Annotated in this window: 22 protein-coding genes; 7 read left to right on the top strand and 15 right to left on the bottom strand. The window is 63.0% G+C overall.

Annotation, left to right across the window (positions count from 1 at the left end; all coding sequences use genetic code 11):
- Both Q0S71_RS04215 and Q0S71_RS04210 read right to left on the bottom strand, forming a co-directional pair.
- On the bottom strand, positions 1 to 961 hold a 961-nt coding region (locus Q0S71_RS04215), incomplete at its 3' end, for a sensor domain-containing diguanylate cyclase (protein ID WP_295991756.1).
- Between the two features lie 141 nt (positions 962 to 1,102).
- Positions 1,103 to 1,996 carry a sensor histidine kinase gene (locus Q0S71_RS04210; RefSeq protein WP_295991754.1) on the bottom strand — a complete coding sequence of 298 codons (894 nt, stop codon included), beginning with the start codon at positions 1,994 to 1,996 and terminating at the stop codon, positions 1,103 to 1,105.
- 252 nt (positions 1,997 to 2,248) lie between these two features.
- Here Q0S71_RS04210 and queE point away from each other — a divergent pair, with 252 nt between their 5' ends.
- The 7 genes from queE to Q0S71_RS04180 all read left to right on the top strand — a co-directional run bounded on the left by queE (position 2,249) and on the right by Q0S71_RS04180 (position 6,860).
- Positions 2,249 to 2,884, top strand: coding sequence for a 7-carboxy-7-deazaguanine synthase (gene queE / locus Q0S71_RS04205; protein ID WP_295991751.1), 636 nt, complete (start codon positions 2,249 to 2,251; stop codon positions 2,882 to 2,884).
- Positions 2,884 to 3,330 (top strand): 6-carboxytetrahydropterin synthase QueD, encoded by a 447-nt coding sequence (gene queD, locus Q0S71_RS04200; RefSeq protein WP_295991745.1) that lies wholly within the window; start codon positions 2,884 to 2,886, stop codon positions 3,328 to 3,330. The genes queE and queD overlap by 1 nt, the downstream gene beginning before the upstream one ends.
- Entirely contained in the window at positions 3,323 to 3,982 is a 660-nt protein-coding gene (gene tadA / locus Q0S71_RS04195) for a tRNA adenosine(34) deaminase TadA (RefSeq protein ID WP_295991742.1), read from the top strand. The genes queD and tadA overlap by 8 nt, the downstream gene beginning before the upstream one ends.
- 72 nt (positions 3,983 to 4,054) lie before the next feature.
- Positions 4,055 to 4,468 carry an alpha/beta fold hydrolase gene (locus Q0S71_RS27360; RefSeq protein ID WP_367185273.1) on the top strand — a complete coding sequence of 138 codons (414 nt, stop codon included), beginning with the start codon at positions 4,055 to 4,057 and terminating at the stop codon, positions 4,466 to 4,468.
- Positions 4,360 to 4,971 carry an alpha/beta fold hydrolase gene (locus tag Q0S71_RS04190; RefSeq protein ID WP_367185272.1) on the top strand — a complete coding sequence of 204 codons (612 nt, stop codon included), beginning with the start codon at positions 4,360 to 4,362 and terminating at the stop codon, positions 4,969 to 4,971. The genes Q0S71_RS27360 and Q0S71_RS04190 overlap by 109 nt, the downstream gene beginning before the upstream one ends.
- Positions 4,972 to 5,032: 61 nt before the next feature.
- Positions 5,033 to 5,950 carry a muramoyltetrapeptide carboxypeptidase gene (gene ldcA, locus Q0S71_RS04185; protein WP_295991739.1) on the top strand — a complete coding sequence of 306 codons (918 nt, stop codon included), beginning with the start codon at positions 5,033 to 5,035 and terminating at the stop codon, positions 5,948 to 5,950.
- A gap of 58 nt (positions 5,951 to 6,008) precedes the next feature.
- Positions 6,009 to 6,860: an oxidoreductase gene (locus Q0S71_RS04180; RefSeq protein ID WP_295991736.1), complete on the top strand. Its 852-nt coding sequence runs from the start codon at positions 6,009 to 6,011 to the stop codon at positions 6,858 to 6,860.
- A 425-nt stretch (positions 6,861 to 7,285) separates the two neighbouring features.
- On the opposite strand, the gene Q0S71_RS04175 is transcribed toward Q0S71_RS04180, so the two are convergent.
- The 13 genes from Q0S71_RS04175 to Q0S71_RS04115 form a co-directional block, all read right to left on the bottom strand.
- Positions 7,286 to 8,383: a tyrosine-type recombinase/integrase gene (locus Q0S71_RS04175; protein WP_295991733.1), complete on the bottom strand. Its 1,098-nt coding sequence runs from the start codon at positions 8,381 to 8,383 to the stop codon at positions 7,286 to 7,288.
- A complete protein-coding gene (locus tag Q0S71_RS04170; protein WP_295991732.1) occupies positions 8,383 to 8,568 on the bottom strand; it encodes an excisionase in 186 nt (61 codons plus the stop codon). The genes Q0S71_RS04175 and Q0S71_RS04170 overlap by 1 nt, the downstream gene beginning before the upstream one ends.
- On the bottom strand, positions 8,568 to 8,825 hold the full coding sequence (locus Q0S71_RS04165; RefSeq protein WP_295991730.1) for a hypothetical protein: 258 nt from the start codon (positions 8,823 to 8,825) through the stop codon (positions 8,568 to 8,570). Before Q0S71_RS04165 ends, Q0S71_RS04170 begins: the two co-directional genes overlap by 1 nt.
- On the bottom strand, positions 8,822 to 9,418 hold the full coding sequence (locus Q0S71_RS04160) for a hypothetical protein (RefSeq protein ID WP_295991727.1): 597 nt from the start codon (positions 9,416 to 9,418) through the stop codon (positions 8,822 to 8,824). Before Q0S71_RS04160 ends, Q0S71_RS04165 begins: the two co-directional genes overlap by 4 nt.
- Positions 9,415 to 9,537: a hypothetical protein gene (locus tag Q0S71_RS04155; RefSeq protein ID WP_295991724.1), complete on the bottom strand. Its 123-nt coding sequence runs from the start codon at positions 9,535 to 9,537 to the stop codon at positions 9,415 to 9,417. Before Q0S71_RS04155 ends, Q0S71_RS04160 begins: the two co-directional genes overlap by 4 nt.
- A 2-nt stretch (positions 9,538 to 9,539) precedes the next feature.
- Positions 9,540 to 10,232: a hypothetical protein gene (locus tag Q0S71_RS04150; RefSeq protein ID WP_295991722.1), complete on the bottom strand. Its 693-nt coding sequence runs from the start codon at positions 10,230 to 10,232 to the stop codon at positions 9,540 to 9,542.
- 8 nt (positions 10,233 to 10,240) lie between these two features.
- Positions 10,241 to 10,705, bottom strand: a complete 465-nt coding sequence (locus tag Q0S71_RS04145) for a DUF1367 family protein (RefSeq protein ID WP_295991720.1) — start codon at positions 10,703 to 10,705, stop codon at positions 10,241 to 10,243.
- Between the two features lie 28 nt (positions 10,706 to 10,733).
- Positions 10,734 to 11,204, bottom strand: a complete 471-nt coding sequence (locus tag Q0S71_RS04140; protein ID WP_295991718.1) for a hypothetical protein — start codon at positions 11,202 to 11,204, stop codon at positions 10,734 to 10,736.
- Positions 11,201 to 11,488 (bottom strand): KTSC domain-containing protein, encoded by a 288-nt coding sequence (locus Q0S71_RS04135; protein ID WP_295991716.1) that lies wholly within the window; start codon positions 11,486 to 11,488, stop codon positions 11,201 to 11,203. Before Q0S71_RS04135 ends, Q0S71_RS04140 begins: the two co-directional genes overlap by 4 nt.
- Before the next feature lie 24 nt (positions 11,489 to 11,512).
- Positions 11,513 to 13,432 carry a YqaJ viral recombinase family protein gene (locus Q0S71_RS04130; protein ID WP_295991714.1) on the bottom strand — a complete coding sequence of 640 codons (1,920 nt, stop codon included), beginning with the start codon at positions 13,430 to 13,432 and terminating at the stop codon, positions 11,513 to 11,515.
- 45 nt (positions 13,433 to 13,477) lie between these two features.
- Positions 13,478 to 14,410, bottom strand: coding sequence for a RecT family recombinase (locus tag Q0S71_RS04125; protein WP_295991712.1), 933 nt, complete (start codon positions 14,408 to 14,410; stop codon positions 13,478 to 13,480).
- A gap of 109 nt (positions 14,411 to 14,519) precedes the next feature.
- Complete coding sequence (locus tag Q0S71_RS04120; protein WP_295991710.1) at positions 14,520 to 14,720, bottom strand: hypothetical protein; 201 nt, start codon at positions 14,718 to 14,720, stop codon at positions 14,520 to 14,522.
- Positions 14,717 to 14,977: a hypothetical protein gene (locus tag Q0S71_RS04115; RefSeq protein WP_295991708.1), complete on the bottom strand. Its 261-nt coding sequence runs from the start codon at positions 14,975 to 14,977 to the stop codon at positions 14,717 to 14,719. The genes Q0S71_RS04120 and Q0S71_RS04115 overlap by 4 nt, the downstream gene beginning before the upstream one ends.
- Between the last annotated feature and the right edge of the window lie 122 nt (positions 14,978 to 15,099).

The following is a 15,099-nucleotide window of genomic DNA, read 5'->3' as shown; positions in this document are numbered from 1 at the left end:
GGTTGCGGCCCATGTGCTTGGCGCGGTAGAGCGCGCCGTCGGCCGTGGCCACCAACTGGCCCGGCTCGTTGTCGGCCGACGCCAGCGCCGTCGCCGCGCCGATGCTGACCGTCACCACATGGCGCTCGCTGCCCATGTTCGGCAGGTGCAGCTGCTCGACGCGGCAGCGGATGCGCTCGGCCACGATGGCCGCGCCCTTGAGCGACTGGTTCGGCAGGATCACGGCGAATTCCTCGCCGCCGTAGCGCGCCACCAGGTCGTTGGCCCGCATTTCGCTGGCGACGGCGCTGGCGATGCGTTGCAGGCAATCGTCGCCGCCGACGTGGCCGTAGGCATCGTTATATTGCTTGAAATTGTCGACGTCGACCATCAGCAGCGACAGTGCTTGTTGCTGGCGCAGCGCGCGCTGCCACTCGGCGTTGAGCGTGTCGTCGAAGCAACGCCGGTTGGCCAGGCCGGTCAGGCCGTCGCGCGTGGCCAGCTGCTGCAATGCGGCTTGCGCCTTTTTTTCGTCGGTCATGTCGCGTAGGGTTTCGACGACGGCGGCCAGCTGGCCGTCGGCGCCGAAGATGGGGCTGGCGTCCGCGGCCAGATAGCGGCGCCGGCCGACGCGCGGCATGTCGCACCAGTTTTCGGCGCACAGATTGCCGTCGGTGTCGCCGCGCCGGGCGTGCTGGTCGTAGAGCGCCTGCAAGTCGCCGCCGCGGCCCAGCAGCACCAGGTCGGCCAGCGTCGGGCGCCGCTCGGCGTAAAAGCTGCGCCAGTGGTCGCACGTGCCCAGCACCTCGTAGGCGGCGACCCCGGTCAGGCGCTCGCAGGCGCGGTTCCAGATCAGCACCTTGCCGTGCAGATCGATCACGAAAGTCGGCACCACCAGCAACTCCATCAGCTTGAGGGCGAAGCCGTGCGACTGGTCGGCGGCGGGGACTTCCATGAGGTGCTGGATTTTCGGATGATTCATGGCTGTCCTCGTTATTATAGTGTGGGGCTGGCGTAGGAATTTACTGCTGGTAACTTCTCATTTTGCTGGCGGACGCCGCCCGGCTGCTTGATGCAAAGCAACGGTGCGCCCGATGGCGTGCCGGCCGCCGACCACTCGTCTTCAAGCGACGCCTGGGGCCGGCGCCAGCGGCACGCAGATCAGCACGGTGGTGCCGCGTCCGGGCCGGCTGAGCACTTTCATCCACCCGCCGGCGCTGGCGACGCGTTCGCGCATGCCGGGCAGGCCGCAGCCGTGGCCGGGCGGGCGCCGGCTCGGGTGGCCGGCCGCCCAGCCGACCCCGTTGTCGCTGACCGTCAGCGCCAGCCGCCGTGGCCGCCGGCTGAGCGCCACGCTGACCTTGCTGGCGCCGGCGTGCCGGGCGACATTCGCCAGCGCCTCCTGCATGACGCGGTACAACATGGTACCGGCGCCGCAGGCCAGCGCGGCGCCCAGCGCCTCGCCATCGGCTTGCAGCACGCAGGCGATGCCGCTGAGGCGGGAAAAATCGTCGAGCTGGCGCGCCAGCGCGCCGCCCAGCCCGTCCTCCAGCGCGGCCGGCCGCAAGTCGTTGATGACCACGCGCAGCGAGCGCACGGCCAGGTCGATGCGCTGTTCCAGGCGCGCCAGCCGGGGCGGCAAGGCCGCGCCGCCGTCGCAGGGAATGGCGCGCAGCGTGTCGACGTCCATTTTCAGCGCCAGCAGTTGCTGGCCCAGATCGTCGTGGATGTCGCGCCCTATGCGCCGCCGTTCGGCCTCCCTGGCGCCGTGCTGCCGCGCGGCCATCCGGCACAGACGGGTATGCGTCTCGACCAGCACCTGCTCGGCGCGGTCGCGCAGGCCGCGCTCGCCGGCCAGTTGCGCCCGCGACGCGGCCAGGGCGTCGCGCAGCCGGTACTGGCGCCACAGCAGGGTGAAGGCGAGGGCCGCCAGCAGCGCCGCCCCGCCCAGCATCGCATCCAAGCGCCAGCCCGCCATGGTTGGCGGCGGCCAGGGCAGGGCGGCCAGAGTAAGCATCGGTGACAGCGCCAGCCGCATACGATCCCTTTCGACGTTGCTGCCGCAGGGAAACTGCGACGCTTCCGCAACATAACGCGGCCCACGCGTCGCGGCATTGCGCGATCTCAATCTTTCACTTTCACCAAGTAAATTAGCGGACGGCTGAAACGCGCCGCGGCGCGCGATTACCGTCCCCGCCGCCGCGCAGCTATAATAGAAGGTTGTCAACGGGGTTTTGCTGCCGCAGACCCCGCCCGCCGAGGAAATACCGTGACCTACAGTATCAAAGAAATCTTTTACACCTTGCAGGGCGAGGGCGCCCACGCCGGGCGTCCCGCCGTGTTCTGCCGCTTTTCCGGCTGCAATCTGTGGACCGGACGCGAGAGCGACCGCGCCAGCGCCGTCTGCCAGTTCTGCGACACCGACTTCGTCGGCACCGACGGCGACGGCGGCGGCAAGTTCACCACCCCCGAGGCGCTGGCCGCGACCATCGACGCGCTGTGGCCCGCCACCTACGCGGCCAGCAAATACGTGGTCTTCACCGGCGGCGAACCGCTGCTGCAACTGGACCCGGCGCTGATCGCGGCGATGCACGCCGTCGGCTTCGAGATCGCCATCGAAACCAACGGCACCCTGCCGGTGCCGGCCGGCGTCGACTGGATCTGCGTCAGCCCGAAGATGGGTTCCAAGCTGGTCGTCGGCAAGGGCAATGAAATCAAGGTCGTGATCCCGCAGACGCATCAAGACCTGGCCGCCTACGAAGGCCTGGCCTTCGACCATTTCTTCGTGCAGCCGATGGACGGCCCGCTGGCCGCGTTCAACACCACGCTGGCGATCGAAACGTGCAAACGCAACCCGAAGTGGAAGCTGAGCCTGCAAACCCATAAACTTTTACAGATACCATAATGCTGACCATCACACGCAAGCTCGAATTCGACGCCGGCCACCGGATCCCCGACCACAAAAGCCAGTGCCGCAACCTGCACGGCCACCGTTACACGCTGGAAATCACGCTGACCGGCCAGGTCATCTCGGTCGAAGGCAACTCCGACAACGGCATGATTATGGACTTTTCCGACATCAAGGCGCTGGCCAAGGAACACCTGGTCGACGTCTGGGACCATGCCTTCCTGGTATACGAAAAAGACGCGCCGGTGCGCGACTTCCTGGCCACGCTGCCCGACCATAAAACCGTCGTCATCGACCGCATTCCCACCGTCGAAAACCTGGCGCAGATCGCCTTCGACATCTTGAAGGCCGCCTATAAAGACCGCTACGGCACCGGCCTGCACCTGCACAAGCTGGTGCTGCACGAAACGCCGAACTGCTGGGCCGAGATCACCGATGCCTGAAGTGCCGACGCCCGCCGCCGCAGCGCTGCTTAATTCCGCGGCGGTATCGTCGACTGTATCGTCGACTGGGTCGTCGACGGCGCCGGCCGCCGCGCCCGCGTCCGGCCAGCCGCCCGCCGCCTACCAGGCGACGGCGGACGAGCAGGGTTTCATGCGCGCGGCGCTGGAGCAGGCGCAGCACGCGTGGGACCTGGGCGAGGTGCCGGTCGGCGCCGTCGTCGTCAAGGACGGCGTGGTCATCGCGCGCGGCTACAACCAGCCCATCGGCCGCCACGATCCGACCGCGCACGCAGAAATCGTCGCCCTGCGCGCCGCCGCCGAAGCGCTCGGCAATTACCGCCTGCCCGGCTGCGAGCTATACGTCACGCTCGAACCGTGCGTGATGTGCTCGGGCGCGATGATGCACGCGCGCCTGTCGCGCATCGTCTACGGCGCCCGCGACCCCAAGACCGGCGCTTGCGGCTCGGTGCTCGACCTGTTCGCGCAAGGGCCGTTGAACCACCACGCGCAGGCCGTCGGCGGCGTGCTGGCCGAGGCCTGCGGTGATCTCCTGAAAAGTTTTTTCGCGGCCCGCCGCGCCGCCGCGGCCGAAGCGCGGCGCCTCGCCGCCGGCGCCGGGACGGATGGCCAGGCGGGAGCCGGGGCCGGCTGAACGGCGGCCGCCGACGCGGCAAAAAATGGTATGCTTATTCCTCCCGCCCGCTTCGGATAGAAGGACGTCGTTTTGGCTACCGTACAAAGTAACGGCATCACCATCGCCTACGAAACCAGCGGCGATCCGCTCGGCATACCGGTGCTGCTCATCATGGGGCTGGGCATGCAGCTGACGGCATGGCCCGACGAATTCGTCGACGGCCTGGTCGAGCAGGGCTGTTACGTGATCCGCTTCGACAACCGCGACAGCGGCCTGTCGAGCAAACTCCATCAATTCAAACGACCCAACCTGGTGCTGGCCTACCTGAAGTCCAAGCTCGGCTGGCCGCTGTCGCCGGCCTACACCCTGACCGACATGGCCGAGACGCGCGCGGCCTGCTCGACGCGCTGGGCCTGCGCCAGGTGCACCTGCTGGGCATGTCGATGGGCGGCATGGTGGCGCAGATCGTCGCGGCGCGCCACGCCGAGCGCACGCTCAGCCTGACCTCCATCATGTCGAGCAGCGGCCGGCGCGGCCTGCCCGGGCCGACGCGCGCGGCCCGCAACGCGCTGCTGAGCGGCCCGGCCGATCCCTACGATCGTGAACAGGCCATCACGCACATGATGTCGGTGCTGCGCCTGATCGGCAGCCCGGCCTACCCGACGCCCGAGCGCGTGCTGCGCGCCAGGGTGGAGCGGGCGATGGCGCGCAACGTCTGCACCGACGGCGTGGCGCGGCAGATGGTGGCGATCGCCGCCTCGGGCGACCGCACGGCGCTGCTCAAGACGATCCGCTGTCCGACGCTGGTGATCCACGGCGCCGCCGATCCGCTGGTGCCGCTGGCCTGCGGCGAAGACACGGCGCGGGCGATACGCGGCGCCGAGCTGCACGTCATCGAAGGCATGGGCCACGATCTGCCGGCGCAGCTCAACGAACGCCTGCTCGCCTTGATCGACGGCCATGTGCGCGGTAAGATGACGGCGCACGGCAAGTCGCAGATCGCCTGAGCGCCGGCGATCTGCGCCGCCGCTTGCGGTGGGCGCGTTCACCTTCCTTGATCGAGATATTTTGAGCACAACGAAAATTGGCATCGCCATCGCCGCGCCGGGCGGCGCCGCGACGGACCCCGCCGCGCTGGAGCGCGGCATACAGCGCCTGCGCGAACAAGGCTTCCTGGTCCATAACTACTACGACCCGGCGCAAACCATGCAGCGCTTCGGCGGCACCGACGCCGCCCGCCTGGCCCAGCTCGCCGCCGCCGCCGCCGATCCCGACGCGCACATCGTCATCGCGCTGCGCGGCCAGTACGGCATCAGCCGCATCCTGCCGCAAATCGACTTCCGCGCGATGGCCGACAGCGGCAAACTATTCGTCGGCTACAGCGACTTCACCGCCTTCCACATGGCGCTGATGAAGCAGACCGGCCGCATCAGCTTCGCCGGCCCGATGATGTGCGACGACTTCATCCGCGACGAACCGGTGGCCTACACGCTGGATCAATTCTGGCGCTGCCTGCGCGGGCCGGTGCACACGGTGCGCGGCACGGCGGCCGGCAATCCGGCCGTCGACCTCCGCGGCAAACTATGGGGCGGCAATCTGGCGATGCTGGTGTCGCTGCTGGGCACACCGTATTTCGCGCCGGTGGAAGACGGCATCCTGTTCGTCGAAGACATCAACGAACACCCCTACCGCATCGAGCGCATGATGCTGCAACTGCTGTACGCCGGCGCGCTCGACAGCGTGCGCGCGGTGCTGCTGGGCGATATCTCCGGCTACCGATTGAGCCCCGCCGACGACGGCTATGATTTCGACACCATGCTCGCCTACCTGCGCGCGCGCCTGCCGATGCCGGTGCTGACGGGACTTCCGTTCGGCCACGTCAAGGAACGCGCCACGCTGCCTTACGGCGGCATGGCGCACCTGGTCTCCGACGCCGGCGGCTTCGATTTGACGGTCAGCGCCTATCCGACGCTGGCCGGCGTTTGAACGTTTGCTTTCAGCGGAAGCATCACTTCCGCGCCCCTCATACAAGGATAAATTTTCCATGACGACTACACATGCTCCCCAGGTTTGGTTCATCACCGGTTGTTCGACCGGCCTCGGTCTGGAATTGGCCAGGCAGGTGCTGGCGGCCGGCCACCACGCCGTGGTCTCGGCGCGCGACAAGGGCCGGCTCGACGAGCTGGTGGCGCTGGCGCCGGAACGCGCGCTGGCCGTCGATCTCGACGTCAACGACAGCGCGCAGATCGCGGCCGGCGTGGCGGCGGCGCAGGCGCGCTTCGGCCGCATCGATGTGCTGGTCAATAACGCCGGCTATGGTTATATGTCGTCGATCGAGGAGGGCGAGGAGGAGCAGATCCGCGCCCAGTTCGACGCCAACGTCTTCGGCCTGTTCGCGATGACGCGCGCGGTGCTGCCGGTGATGCGCGCGCAGCGCAGCGGCTACGTCATCAGCCTGACGTCGGTGGCCGGTTATATCGGCTTCCCCGGCTCCGGCTACTACGCGGCCAGCAAGCACGCGGTGGAAGGCTGGTCCGACGCGCTGGCGGCGGAAACGGCGTCGCTCGGCATCCGCGTCTCGTGCGTGGCGCCGGGACCGGCGCGCACCGACTGGGCCGGCCGCTCGATGACGCAGACGCCCAACCTGATCGCCGATTATGCCGACACCGTCGGCGCCCGCATGCGCGCCACCAGCGCGATCAGCGGCCAGCAGCCGGGCGATCCGGTGCGCATCGCGCAGATGATCGTCGGCCTGGCCGACTTGCCGCGGCCGCCGCGCCACCTGGTGCTGGGCCAGTTCGGCATCAACGCCGTCAGCGCCAAGCTGCAAGGCAGCCGCGATGAAATCGAGGCCTGGCGCGAGCGCGGCGCGGCGACCGATTTCCCGGCGGCGTGAGGCGCGGAGCCGCCGGCGCTGGACGCTTGATGCTTGAGCATAGCAGTCGCGGGACTTCGGGGTCAGACCCCGCTGGCGCCGACGCCGACTTCCGGCCGCTAAACTGTGGCGGGGTCTGACCCCGATTGGTGGCGGCGTCGGCGCGGGCTGGCGCGATTGGCGTCGACGGACTTTGATTCGGTGCGCCAGCGCGCGGTTCCGGTTCGCCCCTCGCTTCGCCCCTGCTTCATCCCCGCTTCGCCCCCGTCGCGCGACAGTTGCTGGTCGGCCCCGCAGCAATGGTAAAATACGCGGTTAATCAAATCCATCGCTTTAAGGGCTTCAAACGTGCTAAGTACAGCAAACAAAGGCTTATCGCGTAGGGCCTTTACCTAAAGGCTTTGTTTGGAAATTTCTAATATTCGTTGAATATTTTACGAATTGAATTAGGACACCACAGCCCAATCTTTGCCACGCAGGTCGTCGTATTTGGCCGTCATGCTGGCATGCTTGTGCCCCAATAACGCCTGCGCAAATTCCGCGCTGCGCTCCACCTTATAAAGCCGCTCGGCCAGGCTTCGGATCTCATGGAAGCTGGGCGGCGTCCTCCCATCCTCGGCAACGATGCCGGCTGCATCGCGCGCTTTCTGGAAAGCGTTCGACAATCCATTCGGATCGACCTTATCGCCAGGCTTAACTCTCGATACTCGCGCAACATGGTGGATCAGGTGCCGACTGACGATCAAATCCCTGCAATTTGAAACCGCCTCTTCTACCGAAATATTGATCGCCGCGAGGCGGATCTCGCCACTGATGCGTAGCCGAGTCCCAGTCTTTCCTTGGTCGACATGCAAATGTCCATCCTTGTAGTCGGCGAATTTCATGTTGGTCAAATCCTCCCGGCGCTGCGCCGTCACCAGCGCCAAGTTCATGGCGCGCTGCAACCATACCGGAGCTAGTGCGCGGATTGCGACGAATTGCTCCAACGAGAGTCTCTCTCGCTTTACAGTCTGATTGGGGTTGTATGTGGCCTTGACAGGATTGGCCCCTTGACTGATCAGGCCTTGCGTCTCTGCCATACGAAAAACATCAGACAGCCTTGCGCGCAGATTAATCGCTGCTGCTGGCCCGCTGCCGGCCTCTACAGCCAGTAGGTGCTTTGCGACGTGCGCCGTACCGACGTCGCGCAGCTTCATGTGAGCGTAATCGCAAGCGTCGATTTTCTTCAGGTACATGGTGCAGCTGCGCAGCGTGTTGGCGGCCGGCGCAGTCTCGTATCGTTGCTCCCATAGATCTCGGTAAATCGGAAGCCATTCCTTCAATGTGTAATCGGTCTTGCCCATCACCCAATCCACAAGTGATGAGGGAGTCTTTGCAGCCAAGGCTGCATTGGCGCTCCGCGCTTCTTGCATGGCCGCTGCCTTATCTTTTCCAATCCCCTTTGTTTTGTTGCTGTCCGGGTTTTTGAAATAGAAATACCCCGCCGAGTTTTGGTATAAATTCGGCGGAAGACTTCTATTTTTCGCGAGCCTCTGACGCCCCATTAGTCGGCCCGGTATTCTGCGTTCGGCCGCACGCGCCAGCACCGCCCGATCTTCTGCGGCTGCGGCTGGATGCGGCCTTCGTGAACCCATTTCAGTAGCGTATTCGTGTGTGGCACTTTAGAAAACTGCTCGGCCGCCCATTCCGCCAGGGTTATGTAACGAGGCTTGATATTTTGCTGACTCATCACTGGTTTCCTCCGGTGGTTAAGCTTGTTTTTGCGATAGTTTTCGCAGCCTCACGCTCCATTTGCTCAACCAGCGCATGATGCAAAATGCCCTCGGGCGGCATGCTGGCCGGCGCCGGCCGTGTCAACCAGAACTGCTGCACTTCCAGATCATGCACACGGCGCCGCAGCTGCGCGTTGTCGAGGGCGGTACGCGCCAACTCCTTTGCCAAATCCAATGATGTGCGAGTGCCCATCAGGTGTTCGACCAGGCTCATGCTGCACCGCCTTTCTCGCCCTGCTGCGCGGCCATAGCGGCATCAAGAACCTCGCGGATCGTTTCAGCTTCGTAACTCCGGCCAGCAACCCTAAGGCTGGGGCCATACTCATTGCGCTCTAAAACTGTTTGCAGGAAGTCCAGCCGCGCCGCATCACGCTCGATTGCTGGCGGCTTGGCGGAAGCGATGAAGTCACTCAGCTTTTGCTGGCGCGCTTCGGCCTGAAAATCGCCGATTACGTCAACGTCGCTACCGGCGCGCTGGGCGATGGCCTTTTGCCAAATTTCCCATGCCGATTGCAATGCGGATACCTTGTAGTCGCCATTCTCATTCAGCCATGCGAATGACTCCTTAGAGCCAAAGGCTCTCTCAAATCTCTCACGCTCGCCATCGCCCTGCGGGGCAACTGGCTGTACTGCTTCCAGCGCGGCGCGGAGTGCTGCATTTTCAATTTCAAGGTCTCGCGCAAGCGGTGCAATGACTTGATGCACGGCCTCGTAATAAGCTGTCGATTTTTGGCTTGGGAAGCGGAGCATGACAGCGTCGATACAGGCTTCGACGCGAGGCGTCTTGATTGCGGTATTGGTGCTCATGGTTTTCCCTTCATAGAATCGTAGAAGTCACCGCAAAGATGGAGCAGGATTAAGGCGAGGGCATAGCTGGCGGCCCGGCCGTCGCGCTCGCTGTTGGGCACTTCGTCGTTATCGGTCATGGTTAGATATCGTCAAGCGTTTCAACTTCGCCTGGCAGTGGGAACCATGCCGACAGCGTTTCGAAGCTCTCGCGCATCTTCATAATCCCGCCGAAGCATTCCAGTTCGCCGACGCCGCCCAGTACAAAAGTCAGTGGGCTGTCGCTGTCGCGCGTGAAGAAGCGGATCGATCCGCCAAAGCTTTTCCCGATCAGCAGCGCGTCCGCCAGATACTTCGGATTTACGGCGCCCGAGATTCCCTCCTTGTAGCCGGTCACGCTGGCCACGCGCTCGATGCGCGGGAATGCCGCGTCGATGAGCGAGTTGCCCGGCTGGATAAACAGTGGCTGCGTAACCTCGCCAGAAATCATCGCCGCACCGTTCGACATCACGTCTAGGGTATGCTTCGAACTGCCCGTGTGCTTCATCGCGTCCTTGCTGACCGACACAATCACCTCGCGCTCGACAAACCCGTGCGGATCGCGCGCGACGATGTAGCGGTGACCGTCCGTGGCGATAATCATCGCGCCACCATTATCCAATGGTCGGATATTGATGCCATTCAGGTAGTAGCGGATATCTTGCTGGGCTACGAATGGGAGGACCATGCGGATCGCCAGTGCATTGACGCGCGCGATCATGTGTGCAGGCTCGGTTGGTGCCAAATCTCCCATGCCTTCGATTGCCGTCTGCTCTGCCGTGGTTGTAGTATTCATGTAATCCTTCAGCGGTCGAACCGCAGTAATTTGGCAATGACCTCATCCAGGTCGTCGCGGGTGTAATTGGTCAAAACTCGTTCCAGCACGACGTTGATGATGCTGTTGTAGAGTCGTTCTTTTTCAGCGTCGTCCATCTTCTCGAAGGACCAGCTTTTCGCCGAAAATCGGATCGTGCCGTCGAGCCGCACCGCCATTTCATAAAAGCCAGCCCAAATCGTGAGGTCTTCCCGAAACTGCTCGATGTTCTTGGCGACCGGCTCGCCCCGGTATTCCACCGCTGGCGCGTCCCAAGCATCGAAGGCCACGCCCAGCAGGGCGAAGATCTTCCGGTGAAACGGCACGCTGTTGTGCTTCGTGACTTTCATCTTGACGCCGGCGCCCAGTTTGATTTTTGACAGGTAGTCGATGCCTGCCTGCTCCACCGGGACCAGCGCGCCGCCAGCGACCTTCATCAGCACGATTTCTGTCAAGGCGGTGTCCTTACCGCGATGTGCGCAGTCATTTCATCGCCTTGGAGAATTTCTCAAGATGACCCGACTTTTCGAGCTCCGCCAGAATCTGCATTGCCGCTGCCGCGCGCTCAAGCATTTCCACATACCTTTCTAGGCGGGGAAAGTCGGCGGTCTTGGTAATCTTATCCAGGCCATCCAGCAGCTTTTGCTGAGCGTCTCGGACCGATCCACTGATAGATTTTGTCTGTGCCGCGATTTCACCTTGCCGAGCAACCAGTTTGTTGAATGCCGCTGAAAATAATGCAGTTGAATCCTCAACAATCTCAGTGGCCTTTTGGATATTTTCCATAACTTCAATTGCCTTTCTTTTAATTAATGGCGATCCTTCTTGCAGCGTGTCAAAGATGATTGCGCCCCATGCATCCTTCATCTTTATCAGCTCGCCGGGGTCGCATCTGAATGTCCCATTTACCCCGGACGTGAGAGTGCTTCCCGCCGGAAGAAGATTGAGTTTCATGCCGCCGCATCCTCGACTACCACCGGCGCCGCCGGCACACCCATGTTCTGGTACGGGTGCTTGTCCTTGTGCGGCTGGATATGTTCGCCGAAGTGTTTGCCGAGGGATTGAGCGCTGGCAAATGCTGCGTATTCCACCGCCGAAAAATTCTGGTAGTGGTAGACCGCATCTGGCGCACCCTTGCGCAGGAACTGGATGGCAAGCACTTCGTTGGCCAAATCGTGTCCGATAGCGGCGATTTTCTTCGAGTTGACTGGCGTGAGTGGGATGATGTTTGCATTCATGGATATCTCCTGGTGGTTAGTGGATTAAGCTGCGTACTTCACGCGGACAGCGTCGATGTGGCGCAGCAGGGCAGAGCAGATACGCGGAAAATCGACTTCGTGGTAAAGCTTGGCCGCCTTATCCGTGGCCGCCGGCGCGAAGCCGAGCGACAGTACGAAGTCGGCCGTGACCGTAAAGCCGAGGCGATCGCCGATCTGGCCGAGGCGCAGTGATGGCGGCGTGCGTTCTCGCTCGACATTGGGCGCGATCTGATACGCCGGCGCCCGAGCCAGTTGTTTATTGGCAAGGTCGGTCAGATGCCCGTGGTCACGCAGCACAGCGGCGCGCGCGTCAGCGGCGATGTTATCGGCCGCTTGCGTGGCGGTGCGCTGGTCGTCGGCGGCCACGACAGCCAAGCGGTTCTGTTCGGCCAGTGAGGCGGCGGCCTGCTCGTTGAGCTTGTTCTGCGCGGCGATGGCGACCTGCTGCACTTCGAGCTGGCGCTTCGTTTCTGCGGCCACACGGGCGCGCTCCTGCTCTACGGCGGCCGCCGCGACTTTCTCTGCGTCGATCTGCGCCAGGCGCGCGGCCTCAGCGATGACCGCATCGGCCTTCGCCTTTTCTTCGGCGGCGAGCTTGGCGCGCAGGTCCGTTTCCTTCTTAGCTTCAGCGGCCCTGTGCGCATCGACGCGCGTCGTTACGACCAGCTGGAAGTCGTCCATCGGCTTGGTGATGATGGCGGCCATGTCGGCGAACAAGTGACCGAAGCCGGCGACCGATTCCTTACACCAGGCCTGCTTCGCGCGGTAGTCGGTGGCTTGCTGGCCGGCGGCAATTTTTGCATTTCCCAGCGTCGTATTGACGGCATCGTGCAGGCTGGCCAGCGTGCGCTTATTTTTCATCGCACCAGCGAAATCTGGCTGGGCCAGCACTAGGCGCAGTGGCGCAATTTCCTTTTCCAGCGCCGCCACATGGTCGGCGTATTCGCGCTTGCCATCCATTAGGATGGTTTCCTTGATCTGCTCTTTGCGGGTTTTGACAAGCTTTTCCAGTTGCAAGCGCTTGGTACGGAACTGCTCTTTGATGTGGTCGACCGTGCGCATAACATCGTCGATGGTTGAGGTCTGCGCCAGCGCGGCGGCCTTGGCCAGCTCAAGCTTATCCTCGGCCTCACCACAGAATTTGACGGTGTTTTCTGCGTTGGCGAAATCTTCGTCATCCAGCAGTTCTGTCTTGATGGCGGCCAGGAAGCGTTCGGCGGCATGTTTGTAGACAGCCAGGTTGCTGCTCACGACTTTGCCTTCGGTCTGCACGACCAGTGCCGGCAGGGCAGCAATCGGGTCAGCGACCGCCTTCTCAGGGAGGATGACCTGCTCGTATTTGGCAACTTCGATGTCGAACTGCTCCCAGCCGGCGATGATTCGGGCGAACCATGCGGTATCCGGGTAGACCCACATCCAGACCATGTTGCCCTCGGTTCCGTCCGACACCATGAACATCCACTTCTCAGCGCCGGTAACCATCAGCTGCTGTTGGACCTGCGGCTGGTGATCATCGGGTAGAACGCCGGCGGCGACGGACGCGGCCAACTCGGCATTCCATTGTTTATGCTCGAAGCCGATCGTCTCGGCCATGTTCAGGCCATCGCAAGATGCGCTCTCAGCACCCAACGAAGATGTGACCGGGTAGAGGTCATCGCCGATAATCTTTTCAGCGAATGGCCGAGCCAGGGCTTCGACCTCGTGGCCGTAGTCCAGAATATTGGCCTGAACCCACTCGGAGAATTCCTTGGCCAAGCCCGTAGCCTTCATGCGCACCAGATCGGTTCGAGTGACTTTTTTCGACAGGCCAAGCATGGCAGCTGCCTCGCTGGCGCCGTGATGGTTGAAACGGAATTCGTGCCAGGCATCGCTGCCCTGCAATAGGTCGTGGATTTCGCGGGTAAGCGGGCTGTCGCGGTGCATGATTTTTCCTTGTGGTTGTCGGGTACGGTTTGGCGCGGCGCCGATTTATTCGTTTTCGTGCGACCAACTATCGATGGTCAGCTTTTGGTCTTCCGTCAGCGTGGCCTTGGTGCTGAGCATGGCGATCAGGCCGGATACCGTCTTTTTCTTCGATATGATTAGATCCCGCCAAGCAGCGCGATTGCTTTCAAACTTTTCTGCGCTACATTCGGGCAATTCGCCAACATCACGTGGTGAGGCTGCTGGTGCAGGTGTGATATCGCGCATCTCGCGGTTGACTTCTTCCAACTCATCCGGCGTGTAGACGCCCAAGATCACATCAGGAGCGTAGAGCCGCGACCAGCGCTTCACCGCGAGGTAGGCCAGTTGCTGCTTCGGATCGGTCGCCCACAAAGGGGAGTTGCGCACGCTGGCTTGGACCAGCAGCAGTTCCAGTTCGCGGGGCTGCGACTCGCCGCGCAGGGTCGCGGAGATGCGCACGCCGAGGCCTTCTTCGTCCTGCATCTGATAGTCGGGCACGCGGTACTGGTATGCCTTTTTATAGTCCTTGTCGCCGTACTTTCCTTTGGCGGGCGCCTCACAGACCTTCGTCTTACCGATTATCTTTTCCCAGGGGCCGAACCACTCGTAAGCGAAACGGTCGACGGTGACCTTGCTCGACTGGATTGCGGCGTTGACCAGCTGGCCCTCGTAGCCCAGCGTGCCGTTGACCAGGTGTGTTTTTTGCGCGACGGCGAATGGGTTCATCTGCCACTGCATCGCCTGCATGACGACGGCCGCGCAGTCGGCCGAATTCCCCTTGAGGTGATCCGGGATCGTCGAACGGCCTTTCGCCATGATGTCGGCGAGGCGCATGATTGCGTCCATGCTGGCGCTGTCGAGGATCAGCGAGGCGCTACTGGTGGCGACCATCGGGAGGGCGGCCTGCTCGGCTGCTGGCATTTGCAAGACTTGAGCTTTTTCTGCTACTGCATTCATTTCATTCTCCGATTCAGTTTCAAAATTTCCCGGCCCAGCACCGCCGCGCGGAAAGCGAGGTCAAGCGGCAGGCCGGCGCCGCGATTGCGTAGCACGGTGGCAATAAATTTCATTTGTCGTGCTTTTGCTCAGGCGCCGCGCGGTGCGCAGCGTCGGCAGCGCGGTCACGGCCGGCAGCGTCGTCGTCATCGGAGCGCGCCAACGAAATCAGCGCAATAAAGCCGAGAATGAGCAGTAGCTCGACACCGAATTGCACGTAGCGCAATGCCTTATCCGATGGCAGATCGCGCTGTTTTGGTGGGCGGCTCATGGCAGCACCTGAACCAGCGAGACGCCCAGCGCGCCGGCATCGTATGCGGCGTCCGCCAGTGCAGCAGGGTTGCCGACGGCCGCATGTCGAACGATGTCGCCAGCGCCAGCGCCGGTACGCACCGTCATCACGAAGCGGCCCTCGCCCTTAGTGCGCGCAATGTGAGCGATGCCGGCGGCAACAGGAACGCCAGCCGACTTGGCGATGCGCTCTTGGTCTGCGCGGGATAACTGGGACAATCGTTTCATGTGGATCACGCTGCTCTCCTGGTTAGTTCGGGTTGACTCCCGTGCCGCCGATACGCGGCGCCTTGTGCGCCTTCACGCGGTGTTTGGGAGCGCGTACGCCGCTCTCTGCGTGTGGTGGCCGGTGCTGATTT

It is taken from the genome of Rugamonas sp., from assembly GCF_025354735.1.
GTDB lineage: Bacteria > Pseudomonadota > Gammaproteobacteria > Burkholderiales > Burkholderiaceae_D > Rugamonas.
This window is presented reverse-complemented; position numbering and strand designations above follow the sequence as displayed.

Coding starts and splice junctions, on each gene's coding strand:
- tadA (WP_295991742.1), top strand. CDS start 3,323: ATGCCTGAAGTGCCGACGCCCGCCGCCGCAGCGCTGCTTAATTCCGCG.
- Q0S71_RS04135 (WP_295991716.1), bottom strand. CDS start 11,488: ATGAATGCAAACATCATCCCACTCACGCCAGTCAACTCGAAGAAAATC.
- queD (WP_295991745.1), top strand. CDS start 2,884: ATGCTGACCATCACACGCAAGCTCGAATTCGACGCCGGCCACCGGATC.
- Q0S71_RS04130 (WP_295991714.1), bottom strand. CDS start 13,432: ATGCACCGCGACAGCCCGCTTACCCGCGAAATCCACGACCTATTGCAG.
- Q0S71_RS04150 (WP_295991722.1), bottom strand. CDS start 10,232: ATGAATACTACAACCACGGCAGAGCAGACGGCAATCGAAGGCATGGGA.
- Q0S71_RS04210 (WP_295991754.1), bottom strand. CDS start 1,996: ATGCTTACTCTGGCCGCCCTGCCCTGGCCGCCGCCAACCATGGCGGGC.
- Q0S71_RS04180 (WP_295991736.1), top strand. CDS start 6,009: ATGACGACTACACATGCTCCCCAGGTTTGGTTCATCACCGGTTGTTCG.
- Q0S71_RS04160 (WP_295991727.1), bottom strand. CDS start 9,418: ATGAGCACCAATACCGCAATCAAGACGCCTCGCGTCGAAGCCTGTATC.
- Q0S71_RS04125 (WP_295991712.1), bottom strand. CDS start 14,410: ATGAATGCAGTAGCAGAAAAAGCTCAAGTCTTGCAAATGCCAGCAGCC.
- Q0S71_RS04140 (WP_295991718.1), bottom strand. CDS start 11,204: ATGAAACTCAATCTTCTTCCGGCGGGAAGCACTCTCACGTCCGGGGTA.
- Q0S71_RS04165 (WP_295991730.1), bottom strand. CDS start 8,825: ATGAGCCTGGTCGAACACCTGATGGGCACTCGCACATCATTGGATTTG.
- Q0S71_RS04170 (WP_295991732.1), bottom strand. CDS start 8,568: ATGAGTCAGCAAAATATCAAGCCTCGTTACATAACCCTGGCGGAATGG.
- Q0S71_RS04120 (WP_295991710.1), bottom strand. CDS start 14,720: ATGAGCCGCCCACCAAAACAGCGCGATCTGCCATCGGATAAGGCATTG.
- Q0S71_RS04155 (WP_295991724.1), bottom strand. CDS start 9,537: ATGACCGATAACGACGAAGTGCCCAACAGCGAGCGCGACGGCCGGGCC.
- Q0S71_RS04175 (WP_295991733.1), bottom strand. CDS start 8,383: ATGGGGCGTCAGAGGCTCGCGAAAAATAGAAGTCTTCCGCCGAATTTA.